The 16,025-nt window shown below is 42.0% G+C and carries 15 protein-coding genes and 1 pseudogene; 8 read left to right on the top strand and 8 right to left on the bottom strand.

Going from position 1 to position 16,025, the window contains the following annotated elements; all coding sequences use genetic code 11:
* Positions 1 to 386 precede the first annotated feature (386 nt).
* Together ACFE90_RS25870 and ACFE90_RS25865 are read left to right on the top strand one after the other, a co-directional pair.
* Entirely contained in the window at positions 387 to 1,778 is a 1,392-nt protein-coding gene (locus ACFE90_RS25870; RefSeq protein ID WP_375505301.1) for a malic enzyme-like NAD(P)-binding protein, read from the top strand.
* A 158-nt stretch (positions 1,779 to 1,936) separates the two neighbouring features.
* Positions 1,937 to 4,222: a PhoD-like phosphatase gene (locus tag ACFE90_RS25865; protein ID WP_375505300.1), complete on the top strand. Its 2,286-nt coding sequence runs from the start codon at positions 1,937 to 1,939 to the stop codon at positions 4,220 to 4,222.
* A 297-nt stretch (positions 4,223 to 4,519) separates the two neighbouring features.
* On the opposite strand, the gene ilvN is transcribed toward ACFE90_RS25865, so the two are convergent.
* Positions 4,520 to 5,038, bottom strand: coding sequence for an acetolactate synthase small subunit (gene ilvN, locus ACFE90_RS25860; protein WP_375505299.1), 519 nt, complete (start codon positions 5,036 to 5,038; stop codon positions 4,520 to 4,522).
* A 356-nt stretch (positions 5,039 to 5,394) separates the two neighbouring features.
* Between ilvN and ACFE90_RS25855 the strand changes: the two genes are divergently transcribed.
* On the top strand, positions 5,395 to 5,763 hold the full coding sequence (locus ACFE90_RS25855) for a BON domain-containing protein (RefSeq protein WP_375505298.1): 369 nt from the start codon (positions 5,395 to 5,397) through the stop codon (positions 5,761 to 5,763).
* Between the two features lie 88 nt (positions 5,764 to 5,851).
* Here the strand turns inward: ACFE90_RS25855 and ACFE90_RS25850 are convergent, their stop codons facing one another.
* The 6 genes from ACFE90_RS25850 to ACFE90_RS25825 form a co-directional block, all read right to left on the bottom strand.
* Entirely contained in the window at positions 5,852 to 6,787 is a 936-nt protein-coding gene (locus tag ACFE90_RS25850) for an alpha/beta fold hydrolase (protein WP_375505297.1), read from the bottom strand.
* A 317-nt stretch (positions 6,788 to 7,104) separates the two neighbouring features.
* Positions 7,105 to 8,109, bottom strand: a complete 1,005-nt coding sequence (gene arsS / locus ACFE90_RS25845) for an arsenosugar biosynthesis radical SAM (seleno)protein ArsS (RefSeq protein WP_375505296.1) — start codon at positions 8,107 to 8,109, stop codon at positions 7,105 to 7,107.
* 47 nt (positions 8,110 to 8,156) lie between these two features.
* Complete coding sequence (locus ACFE90_RS25840; RefSeq protein WP_375505295.1) at positions 8,157 to 9,116, bottom strand: anion permease; 960 nt, start codon at positions 9,114 to 9,116, stop codon at positions 8,157 to 8,159.
* A gap of 139 nt (positions 9,117 to 9,255) precedes the next feature.
* On the bottom strand, positions 9,256 to 10,224 hold the full coding sequence (gene arsM, locus ACFE90_RS25835; protein ID WP_375505294.1) for an arsenosugar biosynthesis arsenite methyltransferase ArsM: 969 nt from the start codon (positions 10,222 to 10,224) through the stop codon (positions 9,256 to 9,258).
* A gap of 240 nt (positions 10,225 to 10,464) precedes the next feature.
* A complete protein-coding gene (locus tag ACFE90_RS25830) occupies positions 10,465 to 11,139 on the bottom strand; it encodes a response regulator transcription factor (RefSeq protein ID WP_375505293.1) in 675 nt (224 codons plus the stop codon).
* A gap of 194 nt (positions 11,140 to 11,333) precedes the next feature.
* Positions 11,334 to 11,621, bottom strand: a complete 288-nt coding sequence (locus ACFE90_RS25825; RefSeq protein ID WP_375505292.1) for a Mo-dependent nitrogenase C-terminal domain-containing protein — start codon at positions 11,619 to 11,621, stop codon at positions 11,334 to 11,336.
* A gap of 295 nt (positions 11,622 to 11,916) precedes the next feature.
* Between ACFE90_RS25825 and ACFE90_RS25820 the strand changes: the two genes are divergently transcribed.
* Positions 11,917 to 12,534, top strand: a complete 618-nt coding sequence (locus tag ACFE90_RS25820) for a class I SAM-dependent methyltransferase (RefSeq protein WP_375505291.1) — start codon at positions 11,917 to 11,919, stop codon at positions 12,532 to 12,534.
* Positions 12,535 to 12,644: 110 nt separating this feature from the next.
* Here ACFE90_RS25820 and ACFE90_RS25815 read toward each other — a convergent pair whose 3' ends face one another.
* Positions 12,645 to 13,157 (bottom strand): GNAT family N-acetyltransferase, encoded by a 513-nt coding sequence (locus tag ACFE90_RS25815; RefSeq protein WP_375505290.1) that lies wholly within the window; start codon positions 13,155 to 13,157, stop codon positions 12,645 to 12,647.
* Between the two features lie 268 nt (positions 13,158 to 13,425).
* On the opposite strand from ACFE90_RS25815, the gene ACFE90_RS25810 reads away from it, so the two are divergent.
* From ACFE90_RS25810 to ACFE90_RS25795, 4 genes and pseudogenes are all read left to right on the top strand, one after another.
* Positions 13,426 to 13,620: a hypothetical protein gene (locus ACFE90_RS25810; RefSeq protein ID WP_375505289.1), complete on the top strand. Its 195-nt coding sequence runs from the start codon at positions 13,426 to 13,428 to the stop codon at positions 13,618 to 13,620.
* Between the two features lie 448 nt (positions 13,621 to 14,068).
* Positions 14,069 to 14,398, top strand: a complete 330-nt coding sequence (locus ACFE90_RS25805) for a hypothetical protein (protein WP_375505288.1) — start codon at positions 14,069 to 14,071, stop codon at positions 14,396 to 14,398.
* A 65-nt stretch (positions 14,399 to 14,463) separates the two neighbouring features.
* Complete coding sequence (locus ACFE90_RS25800; protein WP_375505287.1) at positions 14,464 to 15,012, top strand: GIY-YIG nuclease family protein; 549 nt, start codon at positions 14,464 to 14,466, stop codon at positions 15,010 to 15,012.
* Between the two features lie 48 nt (positions 15,013 to 15,060).
* Positions 15,061 to 15,972, top strand: a pseudogene (locus tag ACFE90_RS25795) (protein kinase); the annotation flags it as partial.
* Positions 15,973 to 16,025 lie beyond the last annotated feature (53 nt).

The raw sequence follows: 16,025 nt of genomic DNA, 5'->3' as shown, positions 1-16,025 counted from the left end.
GATTTAGCGGCTGGTGAGGCAGTACCTCTGGCAACGATGTTTACGACGGCTACGCCTACGCACCTGCATACGGTTAGTTGTAATTTAAAATTCGCCGCGCTCTCTGTCTAGAGGACGCTTTTTTTTATATAAAAATTTACACAGATAAAATTTTAAAAAAATATCTGGTGTATTTGGGTACAATTACTAAATTGTTACTCATTTATATTAGTAAATGCATTGGTATAAATAAAAATAATTATCAAAACTGTGAGCAGTGAGTAAACTAACTACTGACGGTTATCTCCAAAGTTAATATTCATTGTATTTTCACTGACTACAACTCTCAAATTTTAGTTTTTGTCTCAATTCAATATAAAATCTAAAACTTAAAATCCAAAATCAACATGGCAAACCTAACTCCAAATTCTAGTTTTAGTTTGACACTGCGCTTGCAGATTCCCAATCGTGTGGGGATGTTAGCATCGATAACCCAAGCGATCGCAACTACTGGCGGTAATCTCGGTCAAATTGATTTAATCGAGCAAACCCGCAAAGAATCCACCCGTGATCTGACTGTGGATGCTGCTAGTACCGAACATGCTGAAACCATTGTGCAAGCAGTCAAAGCATTGCCAGACATCAAGTTACTCAGCGTCTATGATCGCACCTTTAATTTGCATCGCGGTGGCAAAATCAGCATTACTAGCAGAATTCCCTTAAGAAGTGTGTCTGATTTAGCAATGGCTTACACACCCGGAGTTGGTCGAATTTGTACAGCGATCGCTCAAGATCCAGAGGAAGTTTACAAATTAACCATCAAACAAAACACTGTTGCCATTGTTACCGATGGTAGTGCCGTTTTGGGATTGGGAAATCTCGGCCCAGATGCTGCTCTCCCAGTCATGGAAGGCAAAGCAATGCTATTTAAGGAATTTGCAGGGCTAGATGCTTTTCCCATTTGTCTGGCCACCCAAGATACAGAAGAAATTATCCAGACAGTCAAGAATATCGCGCCAGTTTTTGGGGGTGTGAATTTGGAGGATATCGCTGCACCTCGCTGCTTTGAAATTGAAAGAAGATTGCGCGAAGAGTTAGATATCCCCGTTTTTCACGATGACCAGCATGGTACAGCAATTGTCACCTTGGCAGCGTTGTTTAATTCTCTAAAGCTGGTACATAAATCAATGGCGGAAATCCGCATCGTGATTAATGGTGCTGGGGCGGCTGGAGTGGCGATCGCTCGGTTACTCCGTAAAGCTGGGGCAGAAAAAATCTGGATGTGCGACTCTAAAGGAATTATCTCAACCAGTCGCACCGATTTGACAGAAGAAAAACTCGAATTTGCCGTGAAAGCTCAGGGTACATTAGCGGGTGCAATGCAAGGGGCAGATGTATTTATTGGAGTCAGCGCACCGGGAGTTTTGACACCAGAAATGGTGCAATCGATGGCGAAAGAGCCAATTGTGTTTGCAATGGCAAATCCCATTCCAGAGATTCAGCCAGAATTAATTAGTAAAGATGTAGCTGTGATCGCTACTGGTCGCAGTGATTACCCGAATCAAATCAATAACGTTTTAGCTTTTCCTGGAGTATTCCGTGGTGCTTTAGATTGTCGGGCCCAGACAATTACCACCACAATGTACTTAGAAGCTGCAAGTGCGATCGCTTCTTTAGTTAAGCCTTCAGATTTGGATCGAGAACATATTATCCCTTCCGTTTTTGATGAGCGCGTCGTTACTGCTGTTGCTGCTGCTGTACAACAAGCAGCGCGTCAAGAAGGTATTGCTCGGAATTAATTAAAAGAGTAATTCTTGTAAGATTCACAAAAGTCTGAGCGCTGGTTTCCAGCCCTCAGAACTTTAAATTATCTCGCCCATTCTTTATTATTTAGACTACAATCGACTGCTCTATTGACTGATAAAGTTAAACAGATGGGAATTGATGTCTGAATTTAATGAAGTACCAAGCTGGAGGCGAGTTTATACAAGAACTGCCGTTGATTTTGGCGGGGCCAATTCTAAAACATACTGAACCGAAGTCAGTGACGGTATGGGTGGCACTGAAACAGTCTTGTCAGGTAGAACTCAAGGTTTATGGCACAACAAATGATGGTGAAGCACTAGGAAATTGCTTATTAAAGGGGCAACGCTCTACCATCGCTTTGGGCAAGTATCTTCACATTGCTGCTATAACGGCTTGGTCTACAGAGGGGCATTGTTTAACTAGCGATTATATCTATGCATACGACCTGCAATTTACTCTCGCTGACCAAAGCCCGCAAATGCAACAAGCATTATGCTCAAACTCCTCTCCTACAGTCAGCATCAGCTACTTTGAGCATCAAAAACCAACCTTTGTTCTGCCGCCAAACCGTCTGCAAGATTTGCAAATTATCCATGCTTCCTGCCGTAAACCTCACGGTCATGGATTTGACGCACTGCCGATTCTCGACAGTTTGATTGAGGCAAAAGCAAATCAACCACAACACCGCCCCCACCAGCTATTCCTCACCGGAGATCAAATTTACGGTGACGATGTAGCAGAACCATCGCTGTGGGTTGCCAGTACTCTTGGTGATGCCCTTTTGGGTTGGGAAGAACAACTTCCTGTGAATGGAATATACTACACTCCGCAGCAACTACCCCCTGGAGAGCGGGCTGATGTTGCGACAAATCAAGCTGGATTGACCGCAGGATTACATAATAAAGCTGAGAAAGTTAACAGTCATCTTTTCAGTCTGGGTGAATATTACGCTACTTATTTACTAGCTTGGTCGCCAGTGTGCTGGCCGGCCGCATTTCCCAAAGGACACCAAGTAACGCGCAAGAGCAAAGCTATCAAGAACTGGAACCGACAAGTCCGGCATTTACGACAATTTATTTATACCCTTGGGAAAGTGCGCCGCGCCCTTGCCAATATTCCCATGTACACCATCTTTGATGACCATGATGTTACTGATGACTGGAATTTGAACCAAGCTTGGTGTTTGCGAGTCCTGGGGCGTCCCTTGGGGCAAAGAATAGTCCAAAATGCGTTGTTAGCTTACACAGTGTTTCAAGGTTGGGGCAATACGCCTGAGCAATTTGCAGAAGGTAAATCCGGTGAAAAGCTTTTGGCGGCTGCACAAGCTTGGTCAGCTTCCCAAGGAAGAGATGCAAAGGCTGATCAAGCGATCGCTCATTATGTAGGTATGCCAGCTAACGATCCCCACACAGACTTACCTATTTTAGTTCGAGATGGTGCAGTATTCATTCTGGATCGACATCCTGAAGCAATCACTTGGCACTACATAGTCAGGAGCGATTGCTATGAAGTAATTGTGTTGGATACGCGGACTTGGCGTGGTTATCCAGCCGATCAAAAACCAATTGCACCACCGATGCTGCTGTGTCCAAAAGCCTTTGAGCAACAACTAGTTTTACCTTTACAAGAAATAGTTGAACAAACTCAGATTCAAACTACATTTGTGATTGCGCCCACGAATGTATTTGGATTACAAGTGATTGATTGGATTCACCATTGGCACTTACAACGGGAGAAAGTTTTTTCAACCGATGTTGGAGATGCCTGGAACATTAATGTTGAAGCTCTGGCAAAATTTCTAACTACTTTATTTGAGGAACGTCAACAAATCGTTATTCTATCAGGAGATATTCACTACAGTTCTGTTGCTCACTTGTCTTATGCACGCACTCATTCCAAATTACAGTCTGTCTTGGTGCAGTTAACCGCTAGTGCATTGAAGAATGAAGAGATTTTGACGCGGCTCATTCATACACGATTGAAACATTGGTTGCTACCAGAAAAGGTGCGACATTGGATAGGTTGGATTGATCCACCCAATATGGTAGAAATTTCAGATAAACAATTACACCATAATCGCCAGTTGCTGACTAACTCTGAGTGGCATTGTGTATTGGAGTGGATACCTCGAAACAGCGTTCAGACTTCTTGCTTCAAAGCAGATATATCATCGTTGATAGCTCCCTGCAAACAAGCCAAAAATGCAAAATGGAAATGGTTACAACCCCTGATGTTTTGGAAATTTCGTTGGGTTCAGGAGGGGCGAGAAGTAGTTGGATTTAATAATTTAGGTCTGGTTCACTTTGAGTTAGTAGATGAGAGTAGTTATTGCAAAGTTATTCAAGATTTGTACTGGTTTTCTTCTTGGTATCCAACCCAAGTTGTTTACAGCCGTTTTGAGAGCCAGTTAACGCCTAATCAGTCATTGTTACGATGACCCCCGAAGATCCCCCCAACCTCCCGTAAAAAGCTACTGTGTATACATAAGTGCATCCAGAGCCAGTTTCCACCCAAGAAAGATGGATTCAAATTGTCTTAAACCATGAAAAAGGGTAGGCATTTTAGGAGGTCTACCAGAGGTATAACCTTTCTGGTGTCGTCGAAGCGTGAATTAAGATTGGATTATCCATAGTTTTTGCTTCTCAAAAATTCTCTCCACCTACTTTACATGCGATTTGTGTATACACGCTCAAAAAGTGGGAAAGGGGCTGGGGTGGGGTTCTGATGTTCCCAACTAAACTTTTGCTTCCAAAGACTTGAGTAACTCTGTATTCACACCCGATTCACGAGTCAGGGCAATTTTGCCAGTGCGGGCGACTTCTCTCAAACCAAATTTTTGCAACACCTGCACGATCGCTACCATTTTACCTGGATCTCCTACAACTTCTAAGGTGAGAGAATCTTCCGCCACGTCCACGACTCGCGCCCGAAAAATCTGAGACAGTTCGATCACTTCTGAACGATTGCTAGTACTAGCATTTACCTTCAAAAGCATCAATTCCCGCTCTACACAGGGAGTTTCGGTAATATCTTGTACCTTAAGGACATTGACTAACTTGTATAGTTGCTTGGTGAGTTGCTCGATAACGCGATCGTCACCAGGTACAACCATCGTAATTCGAGAGACTCCTCCTTGTTCAGCAGGGCCAACAGCAAGGCTTTCAATATTAAAGCCGCGACGGGCGAATAAACTAGAAATGCGGGAAAGAACACCCGCCTCATCTTCTACGAGAACTGAAAGGGTATGTTTCATCTTCGCCAACAGAGGCTAGCACAGGATTTGAGGAACGCAGACTCTAGTACCGCTTTGCAGAATTCACTTATTCAATCAAAATTCCTTGAGTTACAAACTCTTGACATTTTGTCAAATATATGTTTTCTTCTGTCGTAGCGTACTACTGCACTAATTGTCAGTGCGACCTTTTATTGTAAACTCAATAGCTGCACTCATTGCATTCTCTAGAGATAAATAATTGGGCAGAAATCATCCTGTAAGGAGTAATTTCATTGAATGTATCTCTTTTCTTTGGCAGATGCGGCATTTTTATGAAGCTTTTATACTCAAGACTTAATGAAATGAACCGAGAAGAGAATAGGAGAAAAGTTTTTATGGGTTGGTTAAAAAGACTATTTGGGATGGAAAAACCTCAAAATGCCGAAGTAAATCCTACTCCGCAGTCAATAGCGCAGACTCCTAGTACTAACGTTGCGTCTACTGCTACTCAATCAATACCCCCAGAACGTCTAGGATTAAGCGGCGAATATGATCAAAGCGGGTTGGCAAAGCGGGTAGCGTTGGCATTTGATCAAGACCCCCAACTCGACGATGTTAATACCCTTTGGGTTGCTCAGACAGGTAGCACTGTGGTGTTGAAAGGTAAAGTTCCCAGTCAAGAAATTCTCAACAAGATGGTTTCTGTAGCTCGTTCTGTTAATGGGGCTACAGATGTTGATACTAACCAAGCCACGATTGGCTAAGTCTTAAGCAATTCAAAATTCAATAGTGGCAAAGGTATTGGTTGGCGCGATCGCTCCCATTGCATAATATTTAGGGAGTAAACAACGGTTAGCGATGCCTGCGGCGGGCTACGCCTACGCCAACCCACCTCCCAATCCAATCTAAAATAGCTTGGTTGACTTGTTCAGGACATTCATCATGGGGACAATGACCCACGTCTTCTAAATTCAGCACTTCCAATTTCTCGTTATATTGGGCAAATTGGTTAGCAAGGGCTGGGGGAACAAACCGATCCTTTTGTCCCCAAATTAACAACATGGGAATTCTTAAGGTTGGTAATACTGTCTTGACACTGGGACTAAAGTTAATACCGATCGCAGCTTTGAATAAAGCACTGAAAGCTCTGGCGGAACCTCTATCTTGGGGAGGCCCTGCCAAAATTTCTATGAGTTCATCGGTAATTGCCTCTGGGTTAGCGTAGGCAAGACGTGCCCAGCGACGCAGCACCCCAGGACGACGCACGAAGTTAAATACAGGTTTAAGAATCAACGGCGAAGCGATAATATTTTTAATTGCTCTGACAAGCGGTTGCAGCACAGGCGGAATTGCTTCTTGCTCTAGTGAAGGGTCAGGTAAACTCATCATCACCATACCCAGCACCATATCGGGGTGAGTGGCGGCGGCGGCCATAGAAATCAGTGAACCGTTAGAATTGCCCACCAAAATCGCTGGTTCACGGATAAATGTTTTCCAAAAATCGTAAACCTGCTCAACCCAGAGTTCGATGCTGTAATTAGCTGCGGCTTTTTCAGAAGCGCCAAAACCCAGCATATCAATGGCGTAAACTGTGTGATGCTCACCCAACACTTCTAAATTATGTCGCCAATGACCAATAGAAGCGCCAAAGCCATGTAGCAATATCAGGGGTATTGTCTTGTGGTGATTTTGGCTAGGGCGAATGTAAGTGTAGCGGGTTTGCCAGCCGCGCCAAACCCAATCCCTTTGATTACCAACCCGTTCCTGCCAGTGTAATGTAGTGGTCACAGTCTCCTTTAATTCATCAGCGTGGAAATACTATTATAAATAAGGTTATATAAGACTTCTATTTGATTGCGTGAAAAAACTCGCCTTCAACTCGAAAAGGCTGATTCCTTACTCTCTACTCTCTCCCTTATCGCGCTTCACGTACCACGCAAAGATTGGCTACGCTATCTTATATCATGTCCGCATAATTAGTTATGCTAACCACAGTCATTACACCCCTCCCCTTATTCTTGGGGAGGGGAGACAAAGCTACGCTTTGGCTCTTTGGGGTGATTCGGGTCTAATAAGCAATCAAGCGGACATGATATTATTTCTCTTTAAAGCAAAGCACCACCACAACTAGAACCACATCCAGCAGTACAACCATAGCAATAAGCAGCAGTTTGTATCTCACTAATCAGGTCTAAACTGTCAGCTTCTAAGAGTTTGCTAACTGTCAAAGTTTCACCATTGTGATTTTTCGCAGGCAAATTCATCATTTGGTTAAAGTCGCAATCATATACATTGCCTAGATAGTCAATTGAGAGTTCATCGCGGCACATCAAATGTTCAACTGTGCCGGGATTAAAATGCGACTCTAAAAACTGCAAATAGCTAGTGTACAGTTTTCGCCGTTCTAAATGCATTTTGGTTCTACCAACTGGTAGGTTGGTAATGGTGAAGAGGTTGCTAAACACAATATTAAAATGTTCTTGTAAGAACATTTTGTAATCTCGTTCTAGGTTGGTCTGTTCGGGAGCTAAGGAAAATTTTTCATCCGTGGGTAACTGGGGATTAAATACCAAGTCCAAAATTAAATTTGGCTCTTTACCATAGCCAAGTTGGTTAAGCCACTGCAAAGCTTTGACTGAACTATCAAAAACACCAGCACCGCGCATTTTATCAACATTATCTGCTAGGTAGCAGGGTAGGGAAGCCACAACTCTTATTTGGTGTTGAGCAAAATATTCTGGTAAATCAGCAAATCCATCTTCAAAATAAATGGTCAAATTAGACCGGACAATCACCTGCTTACCAGTTGCTCTTGCTGCTTCTACCAATGGCTTAAATCCATAATTCATTTCTGGTGCGCCGCCAGTCAAATCCACAATTTTAATTTCGGGAAATTTATGGATTAGCGAAATCAATTGTTCGCAAACTTCAGGAGAAAGTTCTTCTGTACGTTTTGGGCCAGCTTCGACATGACAGTGTGTACAGGCAAGGTTACAACGCTTACCTAGATTAATTTGTAAAACAGTGATTCCCTTTTTTGGCAAAGGATAATTAAGTTTATTTTTAAATGGTGTGACTGTTGATAGTGTAACTTTTGATTGAGTTTGCATTAGTTACTACTCCTTAAAGATGGCAGAGATATATTCAATCAAGTTTTCTAACCTTGCAATAATCTGTAGGTTATTCCACTAAGAATTGCAGCAGTTGGTAAGGTTAAAAGCCACGATAATAGGATCTGATAAAAAACACGCATATTGGCTTTTTTGCTAGTCAAACCTACTCCAAAAATAGAACCAACTGAAACGTGAGTGGTGGAAACCGGAAGCCCAAATCGACTAGCTGCAATGACAAGAACTCCAGTTACTATATTTGCTGATAAACCTTGAGTATGATTCAATGAGGTAATTTTTTCACTCATGGTGACAGCAACTTTTTGGGAGTTGAGTAAACCGCCAAGCGCCATTGCGATCGCAATCGTGATCATTCCCCCCTGAATCGAAAAATATTCAATAACTAAAATGAGTGAGAAAATCTTGGAAGTATCATTTAATCCTCTAGCAAAACTGACAACTCCAGCGCTGAGAAAATGGAAAGTATCAATCATTTTTTGATTAACTGATAGATTCCATTTTGAAATGATATAGTTATATAAGCTATAAATTCCTGCTGCTAAGGGAATAGCAATGATTGGACTGAGTAATAGAGGCAAAATAAAAGAAGTTCCCAAAGCTGCAAAATTAACTTGGAGTCCGATCGCAACTAATCCAGCGCCAACCAGCGCACCTGTTAAACTGTGAGTTGTGGAAATGGGAAACCCCATGAAGGTGGCTATCAGTACAGTTAAACCAGCAGCGATCGCAACTGCCAGATGAAACTCTGGGGCATTAGCGATCGCATCAGGCACTAGTCCTTTTCCAGAAAAGTTTTTAATTAATGTACTTGCCACAAAAGTTCCAGCAACTGCACCAGCAAAAGTTGTAAAAGTTGCCCACAAAATTGCTGTTTGATAGCTGCTAGTTCGGCTACCAAACAACGTTGCTACCCCTTTAAAGTTGTCATTTGCACCATTGGAATATGCTAAAAAAAGCGTGGCCAGAAATAGACTAATTAACAACATTTTGGGGTTTATAAAGAATAAGTCATAATCCAAAATCCAGAATTAAGAATGCAATTTGTGAAATATTCAAATTGTACATTCATTCCCCAGTCGTACAGAGTAATTCTGACTTCTGACACCTGGATTCTTTTTTAACAAATTAACAGCAACCACCACCGCTATAGTGCCAGGTTGAATTGGTCACAATTATTTCTGCTGGGTTGATAGCGGCAAGTTTAGCAGCAGTTTTATCACACACTGCTGCGGGGATACCACGCTGGAGTAGATGACCTGCTGAGTCATCGAAGAAGGGTTCCAAACCAGCATAAACTGCTGTTTTTCCCGTGAAGATACAAGCACCATCTTCTGGAATAGCAACTTTAAATGAGACGGAATCCAGACTTTCTAAAAGTAGGTGTTCTTCTAAATTATAAGTCTGGGAATCTAGTAGACGATAAGGACGACGAGCGCGAATTTCAACTTGACCAAAACCAGCATTTGTAATCCTTTCAGTATACTCTTGATATGTGAGTGCGCCTGATAAACACATGGCTCTTAGTCGGTCATCTTGTTGAAGATGTGCTGGAATTTGACTAGTAGCAATTGGATCGCTCATTTGCAAACGTCCGCCTGGTTTTAATACCCGATAGGCTTCTTTTAAAGCACGGGTTAAATCTTCTGGTTCAAAGATGTTGAAAAGGCAATTTTGCGCCACGATATCGACGCGAAGATCAGCAACGGGTAGGTTAAAAGCATCACCTTCGCGGATTTCTACAAAGCTGGTGTCAAACCACGGGTTTTCTTGAGCAGCAATTTCCAGATTGCGTGCAGCTGCTTCCCGCATGGCTCCAACCGGTTCAACGGCAATTACAGCACCTGCATGGCGGGAAAAATAAGCGAATTGCAACGCTTCTAAGCCGCCGCCAACACCGACATATAGCACGGTAGGTTGGTTTCCTAGTTCAGTGGGGTGAACGGTAGTGCCACAACCATAGTTCATTTCCTGCATTGGCAAAGGAATTTTCAATCCTGGTAGTTGCAGGGGTGTACTTTGCACACAACAAAGTCCAACTTGCGGGGTTTCGGCAACTTCGCGGTAGAATTGCGCTGCTGTTTCTAGATAGGTCATGCAGTTTTAGATTTTAGATGATGACAGCTTTGTGCATCCTAATATAATTAACCCTGAGTTGGATGAGTTTTTACTCAGATTGCCAAAAACCCCAAATCTTCCTATAGTAGAAAACTTTGGGGTTTTACCGTTATTTCACACTGGAAAGGAAACAAGAAGGTAGGGGAAGATGAAAGAGATGAGGGAGTGAGGGACAAGAATTAATAACCAATACTCAATTCCCCATTCCCCATCCCAAATTCAATCATGCAATGTGTAGCCGACACCACTCACAGTTTGAATGAGGCACTTTTCGTTATTGGCTTCAAGTTTCAGCCGTAGGTAGCGCATCTGAAGTTCGATGATATTGGCATCGCCCATGAAGCCGTAACCCCAGACTTCTTGTAAAATGCGATCGCAGGTAATTACCTGTCGCGGACGGGCCAGTAAATATTCTAGTAAATCAAATTCCTTAGCAGTTAACTCAATTAACCTCTGATCCCGGTACACTTGGCGCGTGCGACGATTTAAAGTCAGGTCTTTAAATTCTAAAACATCTGCGCCTTCTACTTGCTGGCTTCTTCGCAAGTGAGCGCCGACTCTGGCTAATAATTCATCAACGCTGAAGGGTTTAACAAGGTAATCATCAGCACCAGCGTCTAAGCCTGCAATGCGATCGCTCACTTCATCTTTGACGGTTAATAAAATTATCGGCACTTTATCAGCAATACTTCGCAAACATCGGCAAATTTCCAACCCCGATAAACCAGGCAACATCCAGTCTAAAATTACTAAATCTATATGTAACTTACGCGCTGCAGTAAGTGCAGTTAATCCATCGTAGGCAATACTGACTTGATAGCCTTCATAATTCAATTCCAATTCGACAAATCGTGCCAGTTTGACTTCATCTTCAACCAGTAAGATGTGCGTCATGATAATGTTAATGATTTCAGCAGGATAAGGTAAGTAAAAATACGGTATGGAAACACTTTAGCGAGGTGTCAGCTACTTAAATAGCCAAACATCTAAATTAGGTGTACGTTAGCTTAGTATAAACCTGAGTAAGTAACAACCGTAAATCTACAATTACCGATCGCTGCTTGATCAAATAACTATCCAACTAGCTATTAGCAATAGGCTGTGACATCTTCACCGCATTCATCAGCAAGATAACAAAGCGCTTTAAAACGCAAACCAACCACTTCCTCGTATAGGGGATTTAATTTACACATTGGAGGAATGTGAAATAGCTTCCGGCTAAAGAGCGTAATGTCTCGCTCAAAGGGACACTGAGCAGGAATAGCTTTGCACAGGAAATGAGCCAATTTGGAGTTATGAATTTCTATCGTTTCCAACCACTGGCGGACTGGATGGAGTAGATGATTGTGTAACCGGGTTTGAATAAAACTTGTCATAATTTTTCACCTTAATAATTTCAAACTAAATCAGTTGGTTGTATTTGAACCTCTATAAATATATACGGTTAGGTTCTATGGTTTTATGCACTGATTGCTCGTTCTTTGGTTCTCTACAGAGATAAAATGAGTCTCTAGGCACACTGTTAACTACAGATGAAATTGCCAAAATTCCGGATGATTTGCCAAGGTGAGCATACTAAATATTGCCGCAAAACTATAGTTAACCAACTTATTGGAGGCGCAGCTACTTACCCTAAAAAAGCATTCAGCTTCAGGTGAACTGCGAAAACTAATGACTAATGACTTTTTTAGTAACAAAAAGTTCCTTTTTGACCAATGGGCACCAAGTTACGACTGGTTCTTTCCTTCAGTGTTTTATCGAGCCGTTCACAAACGTTTGCTGGAGTACGTCGATTTACCAGAGTCAGCAAATGTACTTGATATCGGCTGTGGTACTGGACGCTTACTTGAGCGCCTTGCGACTCAGTTTCCCGACCTGCAAGCGATCGGATTGGATTTATCTGCTAATATGTTGCGGGTAGCAAGACAGAGCAACCGCCACCGTCCACGCTTAATTTATGTCGAGGGCAAAGCTGAGTCTCTTCCGTTTGCTGATGGTCAATTTGATGCTGTTTTCAGCACTATCAGCTTTTTGCACTATTTGGAACCTAAACAGGTGCTTAGTGAGATAGCACGAGTACTTTCCCCCGATGGACGCTTTTACTTGGTTGATTTTACTTCCACAAAAGAGACAGAACCTCAATTATTGCCAGTCTCTCCCCTTGGAATTAGACTCTACAGCCCTAATCAACGTCAACTTCTTGGCTCCTCTGCTGGGTTATTGTGTTTGAATCACCACTATTTACTAGGGCCTATGTTGCTAACAGTTTTTGCTAAACCTCAGATTTGAAAATGGGGAGTGGGGAGTGGGAAGTGGGGAATGAACAAAAGTAAAAGGTTGAAAACAGGTTGTATCAAGCCTTTTCCTGCCTATCTTAATTAGGAATTACGAATTACGAATTACAAATTACTTCGATGTTCCATAAACACCACAGGAACTCTGAACAGCCTTTTAGCTAATTGCGAGAATCTGAATTTCCCTTTGAGCGAAGACTTGCCTCTTGTACTAGGAAATTGTGGCAACTCTTCAAAAGATATTGGCACAAAACCAAAGAGACTGTAAAACTGCGCCAATCGTTCACCTAAACATTCAAGATAAAGTGGTTGCGTTGCTGTATTAATCAAATGCTGCGTTAGCAAACTACCCAAACCGCGACCTCTCCAAGCTGATGCAACGACCAAACTACCAAGTTCTTGTACCCCTGAGAAATTACGTAGCTGTCCACAAGCTACCAGATTGTGTAGGCTTTGCCCGTCGTAAGCATCGCATTCAACTACCCAAAATTGCTGCCAATTTAATTGGGTTGGGTCGAGTTTAGCTGAAAACACCAGCAATCGAATCGACCACTGATCCCTAAAGGTTGCCTTACGAAGCGTACACCCAGATGGTAACGATAGATGGCTCTGATTCATTAATTACACTTTCATAGTTTATATCACAATCATCACATCATATTATTCACCTACTACAGGGAGCGCGGAAATAAACCCCCCTTAACCATAGAAAGCGTTGTAAGGTTAAAAACTCTACATTTATGGATTTTTCTCAGTATAGATGAGTAGTACTAAACAATACTTTCGATAGAGGTAGAAATCAGCCATAACTATATCTGGATAGATGCACTCACACTCCTAATCTTCTTAAGATAATTTCAACAATAAAATTATTAGGAATGTAGTAATGTCTGAACCACAAAAATCTGGTAGCCAAGAAAATACACCCGATTCTTCTGGTAATTACGAAACCACTCTTGACGAAAGTCAGCGCAAAACTGGCGATGATGAAAAGAGTGATGCTAAACCCACTGCTACACCAGAAGCACCAGAAAATGATTCTGTAGCAGGTAGCCCTAATCAGGGAACTGAGTCACGTTAATTGGTTTGAAGTTTGCCAAATTTCAATAATCTTCTTGGGTTTTTTAGTAATCCCGATTTACTAAACGTTGAGTGGATAGTTGTGGTTTATATCACGATTATCCACTCATTTTTGTTGTATGAGAATCGTCTTTAGGGTGGGGCTAGTGTGATAAGTGCGTAGGCGCAGCCCACCATAGGCTATCGCTTTAGTACAACATCTGAAGTTTGTCAGCACAAAGTTAAGGAAGAATCATCTATCCTTAAAAATCTTTAAACTTCACGATTCTTAATCATGACAGCTTCCTCCTGTGGCTGACAGAAGTCACACAATCCAATAGGCTGATCTTAAAGTGGTGATTTTTCACAAAGCTCATCTGCACAAAAAGGTAGGCTTCGTTGTCTGGCACTTTTAGATGGTTGCTTATCCTCTCTCATTACTTAGTCGTTAATAGCTACCTATACAGAAAATGTCCCTTAAAATTGTCCAGAACTTTGATAGCAGTTTCACTCTTGAAGCACAAGCTCAAGAAACTTTATTCAATTTATTGACAAGTAAGGCTTTTTTAAACCAAATTTGTCAACAGTTGCGGTGTGAGCAAGTTAAATTTACAGAATTACTTTTCCAACCAGTTCCTTACAGCTTAACTACCACTAAAGGAATGCCAGCAGAATTTGAAAAATATCATGAATCTGATGAATATGCAATCATTAACGTACCACCAAATTTTATGTTTAGTGCTAAAATTTTTAAACCCAGTCGCCTTTGTGCAATTTACCAAAAATTGGATAAAAGGTAATTTTAAAGATATTTTTTCCCTAATTAGCAATTTTGAAGGCAAATAGTAAGTTTAATATTTGATGTATGGCTCTTGAAACGAATCTTTCTTCTTTGGCAGCCCTGGAATACATTCCTTACATTGACGATCGCGGCCAATTACCCGAACAATTTCAAGGAAAAATCGGGGTATATGCTATCTTTGACCAAGAAAAAGTGCTGCAATTTGTAGGATACTCCCGTGATGTTTATCTCAGCCTCAAACAGCATTTAGTCCGTCAGCCACAGCAATGCTATTGGGTAAAAGTTCAAACTATTGAACGCCCTAGTCGCACAATTTTAGAAAATACTGAAAATGCTTGGATTGCTGAAAATGGCAGTATCCCTTGGGGAAATGGGGATCAAAAGGAAAAATGGACTAATCCCATTGATGTCAAAGTCGTAATGACACCTGAAGAACAGGCAAATTATCAACATCCAGCTAATGATGAATTAGCACAAATAAAAATTCTTAAAAATGTGGCGCGGAGAGTAGAAGCAGAAATTTCAACGCAATTGTTAGAAGTGCGAGGTTTGCAAATGCAAATTCGCTTCAATCCTAAATTGAAAGAAGAAGGATTATTAGATTTGAAATGAAGGTAGTTTTGGGGAAAGCTATCTTAAGAATATTGCTTGTAATCTCCCATGACAATACAGCTACTGAATGATCGCTATCAAGTTATCCGCACACTGGGCGCTGGTGGGTTTGGTGAAACCTATCTAGCAGAAGATACCTATATGCCCTCAAAGCGCCGTTGTGTGGTTAAACAGCTAAGACCGATTCACAACAATCCCCAAATTTACCAGTTAGTGCAAGAAAGGTTTCAACGCGAAGCAGCTATTTTAGAAGAACTTGGTGGCGCAAATGACCAAATTCCAGCATTGTATGCTTACTTCTCTTCAGGCGGACAATTTTACTTAGTTCAGGAGTGGATTGAAGGCGATACCCTAACTGGAAAAATTCAAACGCAGGGACTATTTAGTGAAGGCGCTGTCCAGGAATTATTCATGAATTTATTACCCGTCCTGGATTACGTTCACTCAAAGCATATCGTTCACCGCGATATTAAACCGGATAACATCATTGTGCGTCATCGGGACGGTAAACCAGTCCTGATTGATTTTGGTGCTATACGGGAGTCAATGGGAACAGTAGTAAATTCTCAAGGCAATCCTACCAGTTCGATAGTGATTGGTACACCTGGCTATATGCCGAGTGAACAAGCCGCAGGTAGACCAGTTTATTCGAGTGATTTATACAGTTTAGGAATGACGGTAATTTATTTACTGACTGGTAAACAGGCGCAACAACTAGAAACGGATTCCCAGACGGGTGAAATTGTCTGGCGACAGTATGCAAGTCATGTTAGCCCAATTATGGCAAGAGTAATCGATAAAGCGATCGCTTATCATCCGCGCGATCGCTACCCCACAGCCAGAGCAATGCTGGATACTTTGCAGAGCATAGCAAATCCAATTTTGCCGACGCAACCCCTCTTGGCTCAACCGACTGTAGTCTCTGCACCGCCACCTCAAACAGTGCCTGTCAAACCACAACGGGAGCAACGCGATTTGGTGAGGTAGGATCAAAAACCAGCGATCGCTAACAA

The organism is uncultured Nostoc sp. (assembly GCF_964245445.1).
In the GTDB taxonomy this organism is placed as follows: domain Bacteria; phylum Cyanobacteriota; class Cyanobacteriia; order Cyanobacteriales; family Nostocaceae; genus Nostoc.
This window is presented reverse-complemented; position numbering and strand designations above follow the sequence as displayed.

Excerpts from the sequence above, each read along its gene's own strand:
- ACFE90_RS25870 (WP_375505301.1), top strand. The coding sequence starts at position 387 with ATGGCAAACCTAACTCCAAATTCTAGTTTTAGTTTGACACTGCGCTTG.
- ACFE90_RS25865 (WP_375505300.1), top strand. The coding sequence starts at position 1,937 with ATGAAGTACCAAGCTGGAGGCGAGTTTATACAAGAACTGCCGTTGATT.
- ilvN (WP_375505299.1), bottom strand. The coding sequence starts at position 5,038 with ATGAAACATACCCTTTCAGTTCTCGTAGAAGATGAGGCGGGTGTTCTT.
- ACFE90_RS25855 (WP_375505298.1), top strand. The coding sequence starts at position 5,395 with ATGGGTTGGTTAAAAAGACTATTTGGGATGGAAAAACCTCAAAATGCC.
- arsS (WP_375505296.1), bottom strand. The coding sequence starts at position 8,109 with ATGCAAACTCAATCAAAAGTTACACTATCAACAGTCACACCATTTAAA.
- ACFE90_RS25840 (WP_375505295.1), bottom strand. The coding sequence starts at position 9,116 with ATGTTGTTAATTAGTCTATTTCTGGCCACGCTTTTTTTAGCATATTCC.
- arsM (WP_375505294.1), bottom strand. The coding sequence starts at position 10,224 with ATGACCTATCTAGAAACAGCAGCGCAATTCTACCGCGAAGTTGCCGAA.
- ACFE90_RS25830 (WP_375505293.1), bottom strand. The coding sequence starts at position 11,139 with ATGACGCACATCTTACTGGTTGAAGATGAAGTCAAACTGGCACGATTT.
- ACFE90_RS25825 (WP_375505292.1), bottom strand. The coding sequence starts at position 11,621 with ATGACAAGTTTTATTCAAACCCGGTTACACAATCATCTACTCCATCCA.
- ACFE90_RS25820 (WP_375505291.1), top strand. The coding sequence starts at position 11,917 with ATGACTAATGACTTTTTTAGTAACAAAAAGTTCCTTTTTGACCAATGG.
- ACFE90_RS25815 (WP_375505290.1), bottom strand. The coding sequence starts at position 13,157 with ATGAATCAGAGCCATCTATCGTTACCATCTGGGTGTACGCTTCGTAAG.
- ACFE90_RS25810 (WP_375505289.1), top strand. The coding sequence starts at position 13,426 with ATGTCTGAACCACAAAAATCTGGTAGCCAAGAAAATACACCCGATTCT.
- ACFE90_RS25805 (WP_375505288.1), top strand. The coding sequence starts at position 14,069 with ATGTCCCTTAAAATTGTCCAGAACTTTGATAGCAGTTTCACTCTTGAA.
- ACFE90_RS25800 (WP_375505287.1), top strand. The coding sequence starts at position 14,464 with ATGGCTCTTGAAACGAATCTTTCTTCTTTGGCAGCCCTGGAATACATT.